Origin of the sequence: Agromyces sp. NPDC056965 (genome assembly GCF_042673425.1) — a bacterium.
Classification (GTDB): Bacteria; Actinomycetota; Actinomycetes; order Actinomycetales; family Microbacteriaceae; genus Agromyces.
The window spans coordinates 12317-29543 of sequence record NZ_JBHURI010000040.1; the positions used below are offsets into that span (position 1 = coordinate 12317).

The 17227-nt window shown below is 70.1% G+C and carries 18 protein-coding genes; 7 read left to right on the plus strand and 11 right to left on the minus strand.

Going from position 1 to position 17227, the window contains the following annotated elements:
* Window positions 1-38: 38 nt before the first annotated feature.
* On the minus strand, window positions 39-1061 hold the full coding sequence (hrcA, locus tag ACFTQE_RS11665; RefSeq protein ID WP_376925224.1) for a heat-inducible transcriptional repressor HrcA: 1023 nt from the start codon (window positions 1059-1061) through the stop codon (window positions 39-41).
* 194 nt (window positions 1062-1255) lie between these two features.
* On the opposite strand from hrcA, the gene ACFTQE_RS11670 reads away from it, so the two are divergent.
* Window positions 1256-1666: a DUF4870 domain-containing protein gene (locus ACFTQE_RS11670; RefSeq protein WP_376925225.1), complete on the plus strand. Its 411-nt coding sequence runs from the start codon at window positions 1256-1258 to the stop codon at window positions 1664-1666.
* 135 nt (window positions 1667-1801) lie between these two features.
* A complete protein-coding gene (locus ACFTQE_RS11675; RefSeq protein WP_376925226.1) occupies window positions 1802-2188 on the plus strand; it encodes a DUF4870 domain-containing protein in 387 nt (128 codons plus the stop codon).
* On the opposite strand, the gene hemW is transcribed toward ACFTQE_RS11675, so the two are convergent.
* The 3 genes from hemW to ACFTQE_RS11690 all read right to left on the minus strand — a co-directional run bounded on the left by hemW (window position 2172) and on the right by ACFTQE_RS11690 (window position 5179).
* On the minus strand, window positions 2172-3422 hold the full coding sequence (gene hemW / locus ACFTQE_RS11680) for a radical SAM family heme chaperone HemW (protein WP_376925227.1): 1251 nt from the start codon (window positions 3420-3422) through the stop codon (window positions 2172-2174). The two genes, ACFTQE_RS11675 and hemW, sit on opposite strands and share 17 nt — an antisense overlap.
* A gap of 2 nt (window positions 3423-3424) precedes the next feature.
* Window positions 3425-4063, minus strand: a complete 639-nt coding sequence (locus ACFTQE_RS11685; protein WP_376925228.1) for a DUF1990 family protein — start codon at window positions 4061-4063, stop codon at window positions 3425-3427.
* A 141-nt stretch (window positions 4064-4204) separates the two neighbouring features.
* Window positions 4205-5179 (minus strand): LD-carboxypeptidase, encoded by a 975-nt coding sequence (locus ACFTQE_RS11690; protein ID WP_376925229.1) that lies wholly within the window; start codon window positions 5177-5179, stop codon window positions 4205-4207.
* 125 nt (window positions 5180-5304) lie between these two features.
* On the opposite strand from ACFTQE_RS11690, the gene fosX reads away from it, so the two are divergent.
* Window positions 5305-5757: a FosX/FosE/FosI family fosfomycin resistance hydrolase gene (gene fosX / locus ACFTQE_RS11695; protein WP_376925230.1), complete on the plus strand. Its 453-nt coding sequence runs from the start codon at window positions 5305-5307 to the stop codon at window positions 5755-5757.
* A gap of 10 nt (window positions 5758-5767) precedes the next feature.
* Here fosX and lepA read toward each other — a convergent pair whose 3' ends face one another.
* Window positions 5768-7621: a translation elongation factor 4 gene (gene lepA / locus ACFTQE_RS11700; RefSeq protein WP_376925231.1), complete on the minus strand. Its 1854-nt coding sequence runs from the start codon at window positions 7619-7621 to the stop codon at window positions 5768-5770.
* Window positions 7622-7701: 80 nt separating this feature from the next.
* Here lepA and ACFTQE_RS11705 point away from each other — a divergent pair, with 80 nt between their 5' ends.
* The 4 genes from ACFTQE_RS11705 (at window position 7702) to rpsT (ending at window position 10788) form a co-directional block, all read left to right on the plus strand.
* Entirely contained in the window at window positions 7702-8943 is a 1242-nt protein-coding gene (locus tag ACFTQE_RS11705; RefSeq protein WP_376925232.1) for a sensor histidine kinase, read from the plus strand.
* Window positions 8940-9563, plus strand: a complete 624-nt coding sequence (locus ACFTQE_RS11710) for a response regulator (RefSeq protein WP_376925233.1) — start codon at window positions 8940-8942, stop codon at window positions 9561-9563. Before ACFTQE_RS11705 ends, ACFTQE_RS11710 begins: the two co-directional genes overlap by 4 nt.
* Before the next feature lie 3 nt (window positions 9564-9566).
* Entirely contained in the window at window positions 9567-10409 is an 843-nt protein-coding gene (locus tag ACFTQE_RS11715) for an alpha/beta fold hydrolase (protein ID WP_376925234.1), read from the plus strand.
* Window positions 10410-10527: 118 nt separating this feature from the next.
* Entirely contained in the window at window positions 10528-10788 is a 261-nt protein-coding gene (gene rpsT / locus ACFTQE_RS11720) for a 30S ribosomal protein S20 (RefSeq protein ID WP_074259221.1), read from the plus strand.
* A gap of 177 nt (window positions 10789-10965) precedes the next feature.
* On the opposite strand, the gene holA is transcribed toward rpsT, so the two are convergent.
* From holA to ACFTQE_RS11750, 6 genes are all read right to left on the minus strand, one after another.
* Window positions 10966-12003: a DNA polymerase III subunit delta gene (holA, locus tag ACFTQE_RS11725; RefSeq protein ID WP_376925235.1), complete on the minus strand. Its 1038-nt coding sequence runs from the start codon at window positions 12001-12003 to the stop codon at window positions 10966-10968.
* Between the two features lie 138 nt (window positions 12004-12141).
* Complete coding sequence (locus ACFTQE_RS11730; protein WP_376925236.1) at window positions 12142-12741, minus strand: hypothetical protein; 600 nt, start codon at window positions 12739-12741, stop codon at window positions 12142-12144.
* Between the two features lie 25 nt (window positions 12742-12766).
* Window positions 12767-13591: a hypothetical protein gene (locus tag ACFTQE_RS11735; RefSeq protein ID WP_376925237.1), complete on the minus strand. Its 825-nt coding sequence runs from the start codon at window positions 13589-13591 to the stop codon at window positions 12767-12769.
* Complete coding sequence (locus ACFTQE_RS11740) at window positions 13591-13959, minus strand: hypothetical protein (protein WP_376925238.1); 369 nt, start codon at window positions 13957-13959, stop codon at window positions 13591-13593. Before ACFTQE_RS11740 ends, ACFTQE_RS11735 begins: the two co-directional genes overlap by 1 nt.
* Window positions 13960-14150: 191 nt before the next feature.
* Window positions 14151-16517 (minus strand): ComEC/Rec2 family competence protein, encoded by a 2367-nt coding sequence (locus tag ACFTQE_RS11745; protein WP_376925239.1) that lies wholly within the window; start codon window positions 16515-16517, stop codon window positions 14151-14153.
* A 1-nt stretch (window position 16518) separates the two neighbouring features.
* On the minus strand, window positions 16519-17187 hold the full coding sequence (locus tag ACFTQE_RS11750; protein ID WP_376925240.1) for a ComEA family DNA-binding protein: 669 nt from the start codon (window positions 17185-17187) through the stop codon (window positions 16519-16521).
* Window positions 17188-17227: the final 40 nt, after the last annotated feature.

The window sequence follows — 17227 nt, forward strand, 5'->3', positions numbered from 1 at the left end:
GATTGCCGGATGCCGGTCGCGTGCGACGGGCGGCGGGTTCAGTTCTCGCCGAGCGTTCGGGAGAGGTAACGGGCGACGGCGCGAACGGCCGCCATGCTGTGGGAGTAGTCCATGCGGGTGGGTCCGACGATGCCGAGGCGCGAGATGTCGCGGCCCGGGATCGCGAAGGCGCTCGAGACGACCGAGGTCTCGCCGAGGCCGAACGAGGCGTTCTCCCGGCCGATGCGCACCGTGACGGCGTGCTCGTCGGCCGCCATCTCGCCGAAGAGCTTCAGCAGCACCACCTGTTCTTCGATGGCCTCGATCACGCCGAGGATCGAGCCGGCGAAGTCCTGCTCGGTGCGCACGAGGTTCGCAGCGCCTGCGACGACGAGGCGGTCCTGGCGCTGCGCGCGCGCCTGCTCGGCGAGCGTCACGGCGAGCGTGTGCAGCACCGCGGCGTGATGGGGGTCGACGTTGTCGATCTCACCCGACAGCGCGTCAGCGGCATCCGCCATCGCGCGACCGCCCGCGATCTCGTTCAGTCGCACCCGAAGGGAGTCGAGCGTCTTCTCGTCGACCGGCTGCTCGAGCTCGGCGAGTCGCTGCTCGACCTGCCCGGAGTCCGTGATGAGGATGCAGAGCACGCGTTCGGGTGCGAGCGAGATGAGCTCGACGTGGCGCACGCGGGCGCTGCCGAAGCTCGGGTACTGCACGACCGCGAGCTGATTGGTGAGCTGCGCGATGAGTCGCACGGTGCGGGCGAGCAGCTCGTCGAGGTCGCTCGATTCGCCGAGGAACGTCTCGATCGCCTGCCGCTGGGCACCGCTCAGCGGGCGCACGTCGGTGAGCTGGTCGACGAAGACGCGGTAGCCCTTGTCGGTCGGGATGCGGCCCGACGAGGTGTGCGGGGCCGCGATCAGCTCCTCTTCTTCGAGCAATGCCATGTCGTTGCGGATCGTCGCCGCGGAGACGCCGAAGGCGTGCCGTTCGACGATCGACTTCGAGCCGACGGGTTCGCGCGACGCGACGTAGTCCTGCACGATCGCGCGCAGAACCGCGAGGCTGCGTTCGGAGACCATGTCCTCGCTTCCCTCCAGCGTTTAGCACTCGTTCTGACTGAGTGCTAATCATATCGCGACATCCCGTGTCGAGGCCGTTGCCAGCCGCAAGGCGCGGCGCTAGCTTATGGGTACCCCCCGCGAGTCACCCCCTTGCCTGCGATACCCGTCGCGCGAGATGCGGTTCATCTGAGAGCCCCCGAAAGGCACGCCCCATGACCGACCCCAACGCCCCTGCCCCCGATTCCGACGGCCGGCCCACGCCGCCCCCGCCCGCTGCACCGCAGCCGACCGCCGCTGCGCCCCTCTCGCAGGAGCAGGACGTGCAGTGGGGGTCCTTCGCCCACCTCGGCGGCGTGCTCGGGTTCCTTCCCGCGCTCGTCATCTGGCTCGTCTTCAAAGACCGCGGCTCGTTCACGAACACCGAGGCCAAAGAGGCGCTGAACTTCCAGATCACGATCCTCATCGGCTACGTGGTGGGCTGGATCCTGACCTTCATCCTCATCGGCGTCCTCGTCGTGTGGGCCGCCTGGATCGTCAGCGTCGTCTTCTCGATCATCGCCTTCCTCAAGGCGAAGGACGGTCAGCACTACCGCTACCCGTTCGCCATCCGCCTCATCAAGTAGGCACTCGGTGCGGAGCGCGCCGAGAGAATTCCTCACTCGTCGTGCTCCGCTGTGCCAGCATGGAGTGTTTCGAACCTCGCCCGTCGGGCGACGAGACCGAATCTCGCCCTCGGGCGAGCCGACCAAGGAGACATCATGTCCGACGCCACCCCTCCTCCCCCGCCGCCCTCGAACCCCTACCAGCAGCCGGGCCAGCAGCTCAGCCCCTCCGACGAGAAGCTCTGGGCGACGCTCATCCACATCGGCGGCATCTTCTTCAGCTTCGTGCCGGCCCTCATCGGCTACCTGATCCTGAAGGACAAGGGACCGTTCGTGCGCGCGCACACCGCGACCGCACTGAACTTCCAGATCACGATGGCCATCGCCTACGTGGTCAGCTACGTCCTCTGGCTGGTCGTCATCGGCTGGTTCATCACCATCGCGATCGGCATCGTCGTGATCGTCTTCAGCATCATCGCCGCGGTGAAGGCCAACCAGGGCCAGCCCTACACCTACCCGCTCTCGATCAAGTTCGTGAGCTGAGCTCCGACGATTCGTCGAGCAGGCGCCTGACCACGGCGTCCGCGAGCAGCCGCCCTCTCCTGGTGAGTGTCACCACTCCCGAGAGGGCGGCTTTCGCGTCCACCAGCTCATCGGCGATGAGCCCGGCGACCGCATGGCGGCCACCTGCATGCAACGAGTCGACGGAGATGCCCTCGCGAATGCGGGTGAGCAGCAGCACGCGCTCGACCTCGCGGGTCGGGGCATCGAGCGTCTCGCGCCCGACCGCCGGCGAGACGCCCGCGGTCACCCGATCGGCATAGGCCGAGGGGTGCTTCGCGTTCCACCACCGCACACCGCCGACGTGGCTGTGCGCACCGGGACCGACGCCCCACCAGTCGTCGCCACGCCAGTATCCGAGGTTGTGCCGTGACCGGTGCGAGGCATCCGTCGCCCAGTTGCTGACCTCGTACCAGTCGTATCCCGCCGCCGCGAGCAGCTCGTCGGCCAGTTCGTACATGTCGGCCTCGAGGTCGTCGTCGGGCTGCGCGAGCTCGCCCCGGCGGATCTGCCGGGCGAGCTTCGTCCCTTCCTCGACGATGAGCGCGTAGGCGCTCACGTGGTCGGGGCGCTCGGCGACGACGGCCTCGACGCTGCGGCGCCAGTCGTCGATCGACTCGCCCGGCGTGCCGTAGATCAGGTCGAGGCTGACGTCGAGGCCCGCCTCGCGGGCCCAGCGCACGACGAGCGGCACCCGCGCCGGATCGTGGGTGCGGTCGAGCGCGGCGAGCACGTGCGGCACCGCCGACTGCATGCCGAACGAGACCCGGGTGAATCCGCCCTCGGCGAGGCGCACGAGGTCGTCGGGCCCGACCGAGTCGGGGTTCGCCTCGGTCGTGACCTCGGCGCCGGGCTCGAATCCGAACTCGTCGCGCACCGCACCGAGCATGCGCACGAGGTCGTCGGCCGGCAGCAGGGTCGGCGTGCCGCCGCCGAAGAAGACGGTCGACGCTGGGCGGGCGGGCACGGCGGATGCCTCGAGCATCTGCCGCGACATCCGGATCTCGGCGATCGCGTGGTCGGCGTAGTCGACCTGGCGCGCGCCCCGCAGTTCGTCGGACGTGTACGTGTTGAAGTCGCAGTACCCGCAGCGCACCCGGCAGAACGGCACGTGCAGGTAGACGCCGAAGGCGCGGTCGCCGGCTCCGACGGCAGCCGAGGCCGGCAGCAGACCGTCGGCGGGCGCAGGGTCGCCGAGCGGCAGGGCGGATGCCACGACTAGACGCCGCCGGCGGGGTGCAGCGCCCGCAGCTCGAGTCGCGTGAGCTCACGGCGACGCTTGCGCTGCATCGGCGCGGTCACTCCGCTCGTGGCGAAGATCGATCGGATGGTAAGCCACACGGTGTCGTCGTCGCGATGTTCGACGATGAAGGACTCCTCGCCGCTCTCGGGGCCATCGGCGGTCGTGCCGTAGGCGAAGCCGATGCGCTCGGGCTCGTCGATCACGTAGACGATGAGCACCGGCACCTGTTCGGCGCCGAACCGCTTCTTGCGCTCGAGCGTCGCCGTCATCCCGGCGGCGATGTAGGGGGTGCCGTCGGCGCCGAAGCGCTCCTCGATGCGCGGCGCCGGCTGCTCGGTGAGCGGCGCGCCCTCGGCGTCGTAGACGATGCCCGGGTACTGGGCGCCGGTGCCGGTCGAGATCTCGGAGACCTCGAAGCCCGACCCGCGCTGGATGCCCCACGTCATGAGGGACTCCGCTGCGCGCTCGAAGCGCTCGAGCCCCGAGCCGAGACGCACCGCGTCTTCAGCCGGGCGGTAGCCGGCCGGCGGGTAGCGGAGCAGATCGGGCGCGAGGGTCGCCCCGATGGCGCCGTACGTGACCGACTGGTCGGTGAAGGTGCTTCGGCGGGTCATCCGTGGGCCTTTCCTGTGGTGCGGCGCCTGCCGGGCGCGCGCGTCTGATGCGACGCAGGCTCGACAGGCATCGTTCGATTCTACGGACGTCGCCTGTGATCGCTCTGGTGATGACGTGAATCCGCGGGTGCTCCGGGGCGCTCAGCGTTCGACGACGGCCGATTCGAGCAGCGAGAGCGTCGCGGCATCCGCGTCGAGTTGGGCGCGAACGCCGAGCGGCAACGGCAGGTTCGGCGGGTTGTGGCCGATCTCGAGATTCGCCAGCACCGGGATGTCGCGGTCGCCGAGCACGTCGAGCACGATCTCGCGCAGCCCTGGGCCGCCATCGGTGACCTCGATGTCGGCGACGGGGCCGACGAGCATGCCTGCGATGCGGTCGAGGATGCCTGCATGACGGAGCACGTGCAGGTCGTTCCAGACCATGGAGGTCGAGGTGTTGACGTCCTCCCAGAAGAGGATCGCGCCGTCGAAGCGTTCGATCGGCAGCGCGAACGGCGTCGCCTGCAGGCGCACGAGGCGGTTCAGGAGGCCGCCGAGCAGCGGGCCCACCGCATGGCCGCCGTTCCAACGTCCCCACTCGGTGTCGGACGGCAGCAGGCCGACCGGCGAGGTGCTCATGAGCAGCCGGCTCGAGATGTCGGCGAGTTCCTGCCGCCGTTCGGCGCCGGTGCCCTGCCATTCGCCGTACCCGAACGTCACCAGATCACCGTGCACCCCCACGAGCCCCGTGCGGGCGTGCAGCGCGAGCAGCACGACGTCGATGTCGCTGAAGCCGATCACGGGCTTGGGGTCGGCCTCGACGGCCGCAGAGTCGATCAGGTCGAGGTAGCTCAGGGTCATGCGACCGCCTGAGAGGGCGAAGATCGCGCGAACCTCGGGGTCGCGGAGCAGCCGGTTGAACTCCCCCGCGAGTTCGGCGGGCGTCGCCGCGCCCCACCACCAGTGGCGCCCAGCTTCGACGAGCGGTGAGAACTGCACGACGAAACCGAGCCCCTCGAGTTCGGCGACGCCGCGCCGGAAGAGCGCCTCCTCCTCGGCGTCGAGTCCTCCCGAGAGCGCCGCCACGGCGACGATGTCGCCGGGTCGCAACGCCTGCGGACGCAGCATCCGGACCATGCCCAGCCCCTTTCGGGGTGAAGTCGACCGCCCGACGCGGCCAGCGCTTCACCCGCCGGCGACCACGCTAGCGCGCGGCACCGTCGGCGTCGATGGCACGGGCGCCAGTCTTCGAGAATGGAGACATGGCAGACACCACTCCTCGCATCGGCAGCTCAGGCCTCAGTCACGTCACCTTCATCGTCACCGACCTCGACCGCATGCAGACGATCCTCACGCGAGTGCTCGGGGCGGTGCGCGTGTACGACAGCGGCGCCGAGACGTTCTCGCTCTCGGAGGAGCGCTTCTTCCTCGTCGGTGATGAGCCGACTGCGACGTGGGTCGCGATCATGCAGGGCGACGGCGGGCTTCCGCGCTCGTACAACCATGTCGCGTTCCAGGTCGACGCCGGTGCACTCGACGAACTGCGTCGAGTGATCGATTCGCTCGGCCTCGAGCAACGCCCGCCGCGCTCACGTGTCGCGGGCGAGGGCGAGTCGATCTACTTCTACGACGACGACGCGCATCTCTTCGAGCTGCACACCGGTTCGCTTCGCGAGCGCCTCAGCGCATACGCGCCGGCGACTCCGCCGAGGTAGGACCCGAAGGCTACTTCTTGTCCTTCTTCTCGACGTCGCCCGAGAGCGCGGCGATGAACGCCTCTTGGGGGACCTCGACGCGACCGACCATCTTCATGCGCTTCTTGCCCTCCTTCTGCTTCTCGAGGAGCTTGCGCTTGCGGCTGATGTCACCGCCGTAGCACTTGGCCAGAACGTCTTTCCGCATCGCACGGATCGACTCGCGCGCGATGATGCGGGCGCCGATCGCAGCCTGGATGGGCACCTCGAACTGCTGGCGCGGGATGAGTTCGCGGAGGCGGCCGGTCATGAGCACGCCGTAGGCGTAGGCCTTGTCGCGGTGCACGATCGCGCTGAACGCGTCGACCTGCTCGCCCTGCAGCAGGATGTCGACCTTCACGAGGTCGGCGGCCTGGTCGCCAGTGGGCTCGTAGTCGAGCGAGGCGTAGCCGGCGGTCTTCGACTTCAGCTGGTCGAAGAAGTCGAAGACGATCTCGCCGAGCGGGATGTTGTAGCGGATCTCGACGCGGTCCTCGCCGAGGTACTCCATGCCGATGAGCGAGCCGCGACGCGACTGGCAGAGCTCCATGATCGTGCCGACGTAGTCCTTGGGCGCGAGGATCGCGGCGCGAACCATGGGCTCGCGCACCTCGACGATCTTCGCCCCGGTCGGGAACTCGCTCGGGTTCGTGACGGTGACGGTCTTCTTGTCTTCGGTCGTCACCTCGTAGATCACCGACGGCGCGGTGGCGATGAGGTCGAGCCCGAACTCGCGCTCGAGGCGCTCGGTCACGATCTCGAGGTGCAGCAGGCCGAGGAAGCCGCAGCGGAACCCGAAGCCGAGCGCGACGGACGTCTCGGGCTCGTAGACGAGCGCGGCGTCCGAGAGCTTCAGCTTGTCGAGCGCCTCGCGGAGCTCGGGGTAGTCGCTGCCGTCGATCGGGTAGAGACCCGAGAAGACCATGGGCAGCGGCTCGGTGTAGCCGGGCAGCGCCTCGGTCGCGGGCTTGGCCGCCGTCGTGACGGTGTCGCCGACCTTCGACTGGCGCACGTCCTTCACGCCGGTGATCAGGTAGCCGACCTCGCCGATGCCGAGGCCCTTCGACGGAGTCGGCTCGGGCGCGCTCACGCCGATCTCGAGGATCTCGTGGGTCGCCTTCGTCGACATCATCTGAATGCGCTCGCGCGGCTTCAGGTGGCCGTCGATCATGCGCACGTACGTCACGACGCCGCGGTAGCTGTCGTAGACGGAGTCGAAGATCATCGCGCGCGCCGGAGCATCCGCATCGCCGACCGGGGCCGGAATGCGCTCGACGACGCGGTCGAGCAGCTCCTCGACGCCGACGCCGGTCTTGCCCGAGACCTTGAGCACGTCGTCGGGCGAACCGCCGATGAGGTCGGCGAGCTCCTTCGCGTACTTCTCGGGCTCTGCGGCCGGAAGGTCGATCTTGTTCAGCACCGGGATGATCTCGAGGTCGTTCTCGAGCGCCAGGTAGAGGTTCGCGAGCGTCTGGGCCTCGATGCCCTGCGCCGCGTCGACGAGGAGGATCGCACCTTCGCACGCCGCGAGCGAGCGGGAGACCTCGTAGCTGAAGTCGACGTGCCCCGGGGTGTCGATCATGTTCAGCGCGTACGAGGCGCCCTCGACCTGCCATGGCATGCGCACGGCCTGGCTCTTGATCGTGATGCCGCGCTCACGCTCGATGTCCATGCGATCGAGGTACTGCGCGCGCATGTCTCGATCGCTCACGACGCCGGTGATACCGAGCATGCGGTCGGCGAGCGTGGACTTGCCGTGGTCGATGTGCGCGATGATGCAGAAGTTGCGGATCAGCGCGGGGTCGGTGGCAGCAGGCACCGGCGGGTTCGTGGCTCTCGGGGACATCCTGACGATTCTCCCATGACTTCGCTTCAGACTTTCGACGGATGCCTCGCGGCGCGCCCCCGGACTACGCTCGGAGCATCATGGCGGTCATCCAGATTCCGAGCGAACGCGTCGCTCCATCGGCCCTGCGGCCGGTCTTCACGGCGCTCCGGCTCGGCCTGCACGTGCTCGTCGTCGGCCTCACGCTGTTCGTGGTCGTGCGCGCTCTCCTCGCCGACGCACCCGACGAGATCGGGGTGACGGTGCTCGCCGTCGCGTTCCTCGCCTGCTACGGCGCCGGCGTCGCGGCAGCCCATCGCAACCTGCCGACGTGGGCACGGGTGATCTGGCTCGTCAGCCTTCTCGTGCTGTGGGTCGGCATGTCGGCGATGACGCCCGACGCGGCCTTCCTCGCCTTCCCTCTCTTCTTCCTCGAGCTGCACGTGCTCGCGGCGCCGATCGCCGTGCCGCTCGTCGTCGTGACCTTCGGCCTGTCGGTCTGGGGCACGGCGACGCACCTCGGGTTCGAGGTCGGCTCGATCCTCGGCCCGCTCATCAGTGCGGGCGTCGCGATCGTGATCGGCCTCGGCTACCGCGCGATGGCGCAGGAGACGCAGGAGCGCCAGGCGCTGATCCTCGACCTCATGGCGACGCGCGAGGAGCTCGCATCGGCGAGCCGGGAGGCCGGCACCCTCGCCGAGCGCGAGCGCCTCGCGAAGGAGATCCACGACACGGTCGCCCAGGGGCTCTCGAGCATCCAGATGCTGCTGCACGCCGCCGAGCGCGACGTCGCCGACGAGCCCACGCAGCAGAAGCTGCGGCTGGCCAGGGAGACGGCGGCGCAGAACCTCGGCGAGACGCGCCGATTCATCCGCGAACTCGCACCGCCGTCGCTCGACGCGCAGACCCTGCCGGCGGCGCTCCGGCGCCTCACCGAGTCGACGACCGAGCAGTCGCAGCAAGCCGGCACACCGCTCAGGGTCGAGTTCTCGACGAGCGGCGAGCCCGTGATGCTGTCGATGGCCGCCGACGCGGCGCTCCTCCGCATCGCGCAGGGTTCACTCGCGAACGTGCTGCAGCACGCCGGGGCCTCGCAGGCCTCCGTCACGCTCAGCTACCTCGGCGACGAGATCGCACTCGACGTCGTCGACGACGGCGTCGGGTTCCGCACCGCTGAGGCATCCGGGGCCGGCGACGATGGGCCCGGCGACGCCGGGCCCGGCGGATTCGGTCTCCGAGCCATCCGTCAGCGCGCGGCGGCCCTCGGCGGCACCGTCGACATCGAGTCGATCCCGGGCGACGGCACGGCGATCTCGGTACGCATCCCGGTGGTGACGCCGTGATCCGCATCCTGCTCAGCGATGACCACCCCGTCGTTCGCGCCGGCATCCGCGCGATGCTCGAGAGCGAGCCCGACCTCGAGGTCGTCGGCGAGGCGACGACGGCCGAAGACGCGGTGCGACTGGCCGAGGCATCCGACGTCGATCTCGTGCTCATGGACCTGCAGTACCCGGGCGCGATGCAGGGCGCCGAGGCGACCCGCCGCATCCGCTCGCAGCCGGGCGCGCCGCGCGTGCTCGTGCTCACGAACTACGACACCGACGCCGACATCCTCGGTGCCATCGAGGCCGGGGCGAGCGGCTACCTGCTGAAGGATGCCCCGCCGGCCGAGCTCATCGCCGCCGTGCACGCCGCAGCGGTCGGCGACGCCGCACTCGCGCCCGGGGTGTCGTCGCGACTCGATGCGTCGCTCGCGAGCTCCGAGCGACTGACCGTCCGCGAGGCCGAGGTGCTCTCGCTCGTCGCGGAGGGCCGCACCAATCGCGAGATCGGCCGCACCCTCTTCCTCAGCGAGGCGACCGTCAAGTCGCACCTCGTGCACATCTTCACGAAGCTCGGCGTCGGTTCGCGCACTGCCGCGGTCGCCAGGGCGCGCGAGCTGGGTGCGATCAGGGCGGGCTGACGGATGCCTCGCGCCCGCGTCGTGCTCGTGCACGGTCTCCGCACCTCATCGTCGATGTGGCGCAGGCAGCTCGAGCTCCTCCGCGGGCATGACCTCGACGTCGTCGCCATCGACCTGCCCGGACACGGCAGCCGGATCGGCGAGCAGTTCTCGATCGATGCGGCGCTGCAGGAGATCGACGCGGCGCTGAACCCCCCTCCCCACACGACCGGCGCAACCGGGGCGGCCGGGCGTCCCGCACCGCGGCTCCTCGTCGGGCTGAGCCTCGGCGGGTACCTCGCGATCGAGTTCGCTGCGCGGCATCCCGGCCGCCTCGACGGACTCGTGGCGGCGTCGTGCAGCACGCGGCCCCGTGGCGCGCCGCTCAGTGGATACCGACGACTCGCAGCGCTCATCGGCCGCATGCCCGACCGCGGTCGAGGGCTTAACGACGCGATGGCCCGGCTCTTCCTCTCCCCCGAGGCCGCCGACGACGTGCTCGCCGGCGGCGTCGCCCTCGACGTCATGGCGCCCGTGCTCGAGGCCGTCGGCGATCTCGATCCCGTCGGAGCGCTCTCGGCGATCGACGCGCCCGTCTGGCTCGTGAACGGCCGCTTCGACCACTTCCGACTCGAGGAGCGCCGGATGCTGCGCGCCACGCGCGACGGACGCCTCGTCATCATCCCCCGTGCGACGCACCTCGTGAGCCTCATCCGCCCCGACGACTTCGCGGCGATCGTGCTCGGCGCCGTGGCGGAACTGGATCGGCGCGCCGCCGCCGGGCGGCGGGTTCGCGGGGCGATCGAGGGGCCCGCCGGTTTCCCCGGGCAACTCGCAGGCGCGCACGTTGGTGACCCACCCGCATAGCTGGTATCATTGCCTGTTGGCTTGCGTGTGGGTCCCACCCCGCACGATTCGCCGGTGAGGCCCCTCTACCTTTCCCGGCACATCCGGTACCCGCACAAGAACGAAAGACGAACTCCACGTGGCAAACATCAAGTCGCAGATCAAGCGCAACCGCACGAACCTCAAGGCGCAGGAGCGCAACAAGGCCGTCAAGAGCGAGCTGAAGACCGTCATCCGCACTGCGAAGGACGCGATCTCCACAGGCGACAAGGAGAAGGCGACGACCGCCCTCCGTGCCGCGACGCGCAAGCTCGACAAGGCTTCGAGCAAGGGCGTCATCCACAAGAACCAGGCCGCGAACCGAAAGTCGGCTCTCGCGAAGCAGGTTGCCGCGCTCTGACGCGAACACGCACTCGATGAAGGCCCCGGCACGGATGTGTCGGGGCCTTCGTCATGCTCGGGGGCAGGCGCGACTCGAGCGGCCTCCGGGCGGGCGCGACTCGGGCGTCGCCGGGTCACCGCCGAGGCTCGGCGCTGGGTACTGGCCGCTCGGCGCTCGGCGCTCGGCGAAGCGAGCCTAGGCGCGGCCGCGCGAGGCGATGACGCCGACGAGTCGCTCGAGGGCGAACACGGGGTCGCGTTCGGCGCCCTTGACCGCGGCATCCGTCGCCGCGAGCGCCTCGATCGCCCGGCCGAGACCCTCATCGGTCCACCCCGCGAGATCGCGCCGAGCACGGTCGACCTGCCAGGGGGCGAGGCCCAGGGAGCCCGCGAGCTGGGCACCCCCGCCACGGGTGCCCGACACCTTGGCCATGGTGCGCACCTTCATGGCGAACGCCGCGACCATCGGCACCGGATCGGCGCCGCTGTCGAGCGCGTGCCGCAGTGCGATGAGCGCCTCGCCGTGCCTGCCGGCGATCGCCGCATCGGCCACTGCGAATGCGTTGGTCTCGACGCGGCCGCCGTAGTAGCGAGCGACGACGGCTTCGGTGATGTCGGACGGCGCGTCGGCCAAGAGCTGGCGGCACGCCGCGGAGAGCTCGCGCAGGTCATCGCTGAACGCACCCACGAGGGCGCGCAGCGCTCCCGGACTGATCTTGCGGCCCGCCGCGCGGAACTCCGCCGCTGCGAAGTCCTGCTTCTCTGCGTCCTTCTTGAGTTCGGCGCACACGATCTCGATGCCGCCGCCTCCGCCTGCGCGAATCGCGTCGAGGAGCTTCTTGCCGCGCACGCCGTTGCGGTGGCGCAGCACGAGGGTCGTCGATTCGGCGGTCTGCCCGAGGTAGTCGAGTGCGTCGAGCAGGAAGTCGTCGCTCGCCCGCTCGACGCCGCTGACCCGGATGAGGCGCGGCTCGCCGAACAGCGATGGACTCGCGAGCGTCAGGAGCTCGCCTCGCCGGTAGCCGTCGGCTTCGAGGTCGCTCACCTCGAGGGCGGGATCTTCAGAGCGCAGGAAGTCGCGCAGCATCGTGATCGACCGCTCGGCGAGCACGTCTTCTGCCCCCGTCACGAGCACCACCGGTGCCGGCCGGATCGCGTGCCACGCGAGCTGCGGGATCGCCACTTTCGTCTTGGGCGATGCCCCTGAGCGCGATGCGCCTGTGCGCGATGCCACCGCACCTCCCGTTCGTCGTATCGAGTCTACGGGCCGCCGGCGACACCGGCCGAGTCGCACGCCCCGTCATCGCGTCGACCTGTCCTCCTCGCCTGAATTCCGGACGATGCCATTCCCGTCGACGCTTCGCTCCTCCTCCTAGTCGGTGTCGGCCGACACGACCTCGCCCGCGAGATCAGCGCGCACCGACCCGGTCTCGCCGAACTCGGTTCGGACGTTGAGTGAGACCTCGGGGACGTCCGAGACAACGGAATCAGGGCCGTACGCGAGCGTGATCATGATCGCGGTGACCTCGCCGTCGGGAAGGCCGACCATCTCCGGCGCGCCGGGAAGCAGGGCCATCGTCTTCTCTGCATCGAGCTCGCGGAGGTCGATGAACCCCGTGGACTCCTCGGCGGTCCTCGTGTCCTTCCGGGACTCGGAGAAGCCACCGTCGTACCGATACGTGATGGTGCGAGGGGCTGCCCCCTCGACCGGCAGCTCGACGGTTGCGTACCCCTCGAAGACATACGCCGACACGACGTCGGTGGTGCCGAACTCCTCTTCGACGTCGTCGACGAACGCCTCGAGCCCGCTGACCGTCCACATCTTCGGCTGCCCGAGAGTAAACAGGTTCGTGCCCGACAGCAGGAGCCATCCCGCGATGACGAAGGCGGCGACGACGCCGACCACTGCCAGCGCGACCGCCTTCGACCGGGACGTGCGCTGCTGCTCTGCCGTTGCTTCTCGAACGCTCATGTCCGAAGCGTGCCACATGCGTTGCTCACGCCCAATCGAACATCGCCGTCGCGACCATCCCGATCCAGTAGATCGCCGCCGAGAGCGCCAGCGCTGCTGCGACGCCGATTCCGACCTTCTGCCACAGTGTGGTGCGCGTGCGGAGACGCCGACCGGATGCCCCGACCAGATACTGCTCGTCGGAGCCCCGGCTCATGGTGACCTGCGCGCGCCGGAACGGGTCGTTCACCGCCTCGCCCGAGCTGCGCTCGTCGCGGTACCGGCGCGTCTGCCGCTCGAACGTCTCCTGCAGGTACCGTACGAGTCCGGGCAGCTCGGCGAGCTGCCCCGGCTTCGAGAAGGCGTGCGCCGGGGCGTAGATCAGCACTCGGTCGTCGACGATCTCCAGGTCGCATCCGGCCGCGGCATCCATCAGCCGGCGCAGGAGGTTCGGCGTGAACACGTACAGCGCGTCGCGCTCGTACCCCGCCGGGCAGTAGAGCGTGAAGAGGCTCTGGAAGTCGCCCTCCACCGAGAGTCGCTGCGACTCCTTCAGCGCGACGCCGAGATTCTTCAGCACGTTGCCGCTCGTGCTGAGCAGCACCATGTTCGGCACCGGCCGTGGCAGCGGGATCATGATGAGCTTCAGACCCCGCAGCCGCCGGCCGCGCGCTGAGACTCCGGCGTACACGAAGGGCGCTTCGCCGTCGAGCGCGTCGACGACGCCGTCCATCACCACGTTCTTCGAGCTCCGGAAGAGGAGCCCCGAGACCGGGAGGTTGAACACCCGGGCTCGGAAGGCGTAGCCCTGCTCAGCGCAGAACGACTCCGCCAGCTCCTGCTGCGCCGAACGTGAGCGGGATCCGCCCACTAGGCCTTTCCGCCGAGGCCGCGGATGACGGCGATCAACTTCTCGTTGTCCTCGTGCTGGATCTCCTTGGCCTGTTCATCGCCGAGTCCGTGCTCGAGGGAGTGCTCGTACGAGACCATCACCTTGTACTTGTTCCCGTTCACGACCAGCGTGGGGATGGAGCTCATCGAGTAGGTAAAGCCCTTCTTGAGCTGCACGGCTGCGACGGGCGCGCTGTCGATCAGGTCGCCGTTCTCGCGAAGCAGGCCGAGGTGGCCCTCGGAGATGACCAGGCGGCCGCGCTTGGTGTGCACCTTCATGCCCGATGCGATCGTCGCCCAGGGGCCCGAGTCGAAGTCCGGTTCGGTGGCGTTCGAGGATTCCGACATGCGTGTTCATCTCTTTTCTGAGTGGCTCGATCGAGCGAGGTGGAACGATTCCACTCGTCTCGGCGCGAAATTCCGACATTAGCGGTACGGATGCCTGCGGCGCGCTGCTCCCGCGCCGGAAGAGTGGAATATTACCCGGAGAGACACGCTCTGCTCACCTGAACAGTCGAATCGACCCTCATTCGCCTCCCTCACGGCTCGGAGTCGCGCTCGCTCCAGAGGCTGAAGCTGCCGTCGTCGGCCGTCAGCAGCGCAAGGCCCGACTGGTCGGTGCGCACGACGGCTGTGCCGGTCGCGCGCAGCACGTCGAGCAGGCGGTCCGTCGGATGGCCGTAGCCGTTGTCGGCTCCGACCCCGATGACGCCGACGATGGCTCCGAGCTCGTCGTAGAGACGTTCGCTCTGGTCGGCCGAGCCGTGGTGGGCGACCTTCACGAGATCGACCCGGCCCAGGGAGGCGGACCGCAGCATGCGCGACTGCGCCTCTTCGCCGAGATCACCGAGGAAGATGCCTCGGTAGTCGGGTGTCGAGAGGTCGAGCACGACGCTCGCATCGTTGCCCGGCTGAGCGTCGGGCCGGGGCCAGAGCACGCGCCAACGTGCCTCGCCGAGCGTGCCGCCGAAGCCGGCGACCACTTCGACCGATTCAGCGCCTGCCGCGACGAGCGGATCGAGAGCCCGCGTCGACCGATCGCCGTCGAGGGGCCCGTGGAGCACGGTGCCGACGAGGCCCGTCACCGCCGACACTCCCCCGACGTGATCGGCGTCCCAGTGCGTGAGCACCAGCAGGTCGATGCGGGAGATGCCGAGCAGCGAGAGACAGCGAGTGAGCGCCGCGGGATCGGGACCGGCGTCGATGAGTGCTGTCGCCCCATCTGAGCGCAGGAGCGTCGCGTCACCCTGCCCGACGTCGCACGCGGCGACATCCCATTCGGTCGGCCGCGTCGCAGCGCCGATGAGCGGCCTGCCCGCGAAGAGCCCGATCGGAACCGCGATCGCGATGATCAGAGCACCGGTGGCGATGGCGCGAAGCCGGCGTCGCCGTGGCGCACACAGGAGGAGCCAGAGCGCGATCGCCGTGCACGACGCGAGCAGCAGCGCGCCCGGGGCATCCGGCAGCCATTCGAGGCGTGCGGCCGGCAACGCCGACGAGGCCCGCGCGAGCAACGCGATCCACGAGGCGGGCAGCCACGCGAGCTGGAGGCACGCGAACCCGACCGAGGGCAGCGCCGGCAGCAGCAGGCAGCCGATGAGACCGACCACGGTGCCGATCGGTGCCGCCGGCGCAGCGAGCAGATTCGCCGGCACGCCGTAGAGCGCGAGCGCCGGATCGAGCAGCACGAGCACCGGCTGGCAGGCCAGTTGCGCGGCGAGCGGCACGCCGATGACGGCTGCGATGGGCAGCGGCATCCAGCGGGCGAGCGCGACGGTGAGCGGCCGCGCGAGCAGCAGGAGTCCCGCCGTCGCGAACACCGACAGCGCGAACCCGTAGTCGCGGGAGTACCAGGGGTCGACGGCCAGCAGCACGACGACCGCGAGCGAGAGCGCCGCGACGCCGCCGCCGGGGCGACCGGCGGCGATGGCCACGAGCACCACGACGGCCATGGTCGCCGCGCGCACGACGCTCGCCTCGGGTGTCACGAGCACGACGAATCCCACGAGCGCCATGAGCGCGACCACCACGCGCACCAGTCGAGGCAGCCCGAGCAAGGCGGCGAGAGCGAACGCCGCAGCGGTCACGATGGCGCAGTTCGCCCCCGAGACGGCGGTCAAGTGGCTGAGCGACGACGCTTTCATCGCGGCGTCGAGCGTTTCGTCCACCGCGCTGGTGTCGCCGATCGCGAGTCCGGGCACGAGCGCGCCGCCGTCGCCGCCGAGCGCGCCGGCCGCCTCGGCGAAGCCGGTGCGCAGGCCGACGGTCCAGGCGAGCCACGGCGGCGGCAGGGCGACCGAACGGATGTCTCCCACCGCCGCCAGGCGGAACGCCGACCCCTCTTCGGCGGGTAGTGCCGTCACGCGAGCCGACACGGTGACGCGTGCACCGAGTTGCAGCTCGCTCGAGGGCAGTGACAGCGCGGCCGTTACCGGCACCGCGTGCACCGCCGCACCATCGGTCGCGACCGCCCTGCCCTCGACCCTGAGCGGCGGCACCTCGCCCTCGACGAACCAGCTCGACCGCATCGCCCGTGGAGCGCCGGTGAGCTCGATCGTGACCACGGCTGAGCGATGCTCCTGTGCCGCTGCGGCCAGCGGCGACGCCTCCCGTGCACCGAGCTCGAGGGCTGCAGCGCTCATCACGAGCGCGCCGGCCGACATCACGACGAGGGCCGTCGCCGCCACGCGGAGGAGCGGCGCTACGACACCGTTCTCGCTGGCCGCAGCCTGTCGACGGCGCTGCTGCAGGACGCCCGCGACCGCGAGGGCAGCGGCCACGCATGTCACCGCCCAGAGCCCCCACATCACGAGTGCGGCACTGGCAGCACCTCCGGGGGTGCCGATGCCGCACCACGCGACCACCCACGCGAACGTCGCGGGCAGGAGCAGGCGGAGGTCTCGCACGTCAGAGCGCCACGAGCGGTTCGAGGCCCGCGAACACGGTGTCGCCGATGCCGGCCACGTCGAGCAGCTGGTCGACCGAGGTGAACGGCCCGTTGGCGTCGCGCCAGTCGATGATGCGCTGCGCGAGCGCCGGGCCGATCCGCGGGAGCGTGTCGAGCTCGGCGACGTCGGCGCTGTTCAGGTGCACGAGACCGTCGACGACGCCCGGCGTCGCGGCTCCCCCGCCGGGCGCCGCAGGCGGCGGCGCCTGACCCACCACGGGCACGGCGAGCTGCTCGCCGTCGACGAGCGGGCGGGCGAGATTCACACCGGCCGGGTCGGCGTCCGCTGCGAACCCTCCGGCTGCGGCGACGGCGTCGACGACGCGCGAACCCGCCGCGAGTTCCACGAGCCCGGGCCGAGCCACAGCGCCGAGCACGTGCACGAGCACGGACGGGGTGCCCACCGTCAACGAGGGGTCGCTCGAGGCATCCGTTCGCAGCGGACCGGATGCCTCGATGCGAGCCTGCTCGCCGCCGCCACCGGAGCCGAACGACATGAGGACCGCGACCGCCACGGCGAGCACGAACAGCACGACCGCTGCTCCGACGGCCACCTGCACCCGCGGACCGGCTCGTCGCGCCGACGGATCGAGCACGGCGAGCGGGTCGACGGCATCGCGTGCGGGCATGCCGGCACGCTACGGCGTGCGCCGCCGGTCGAGACCCGTG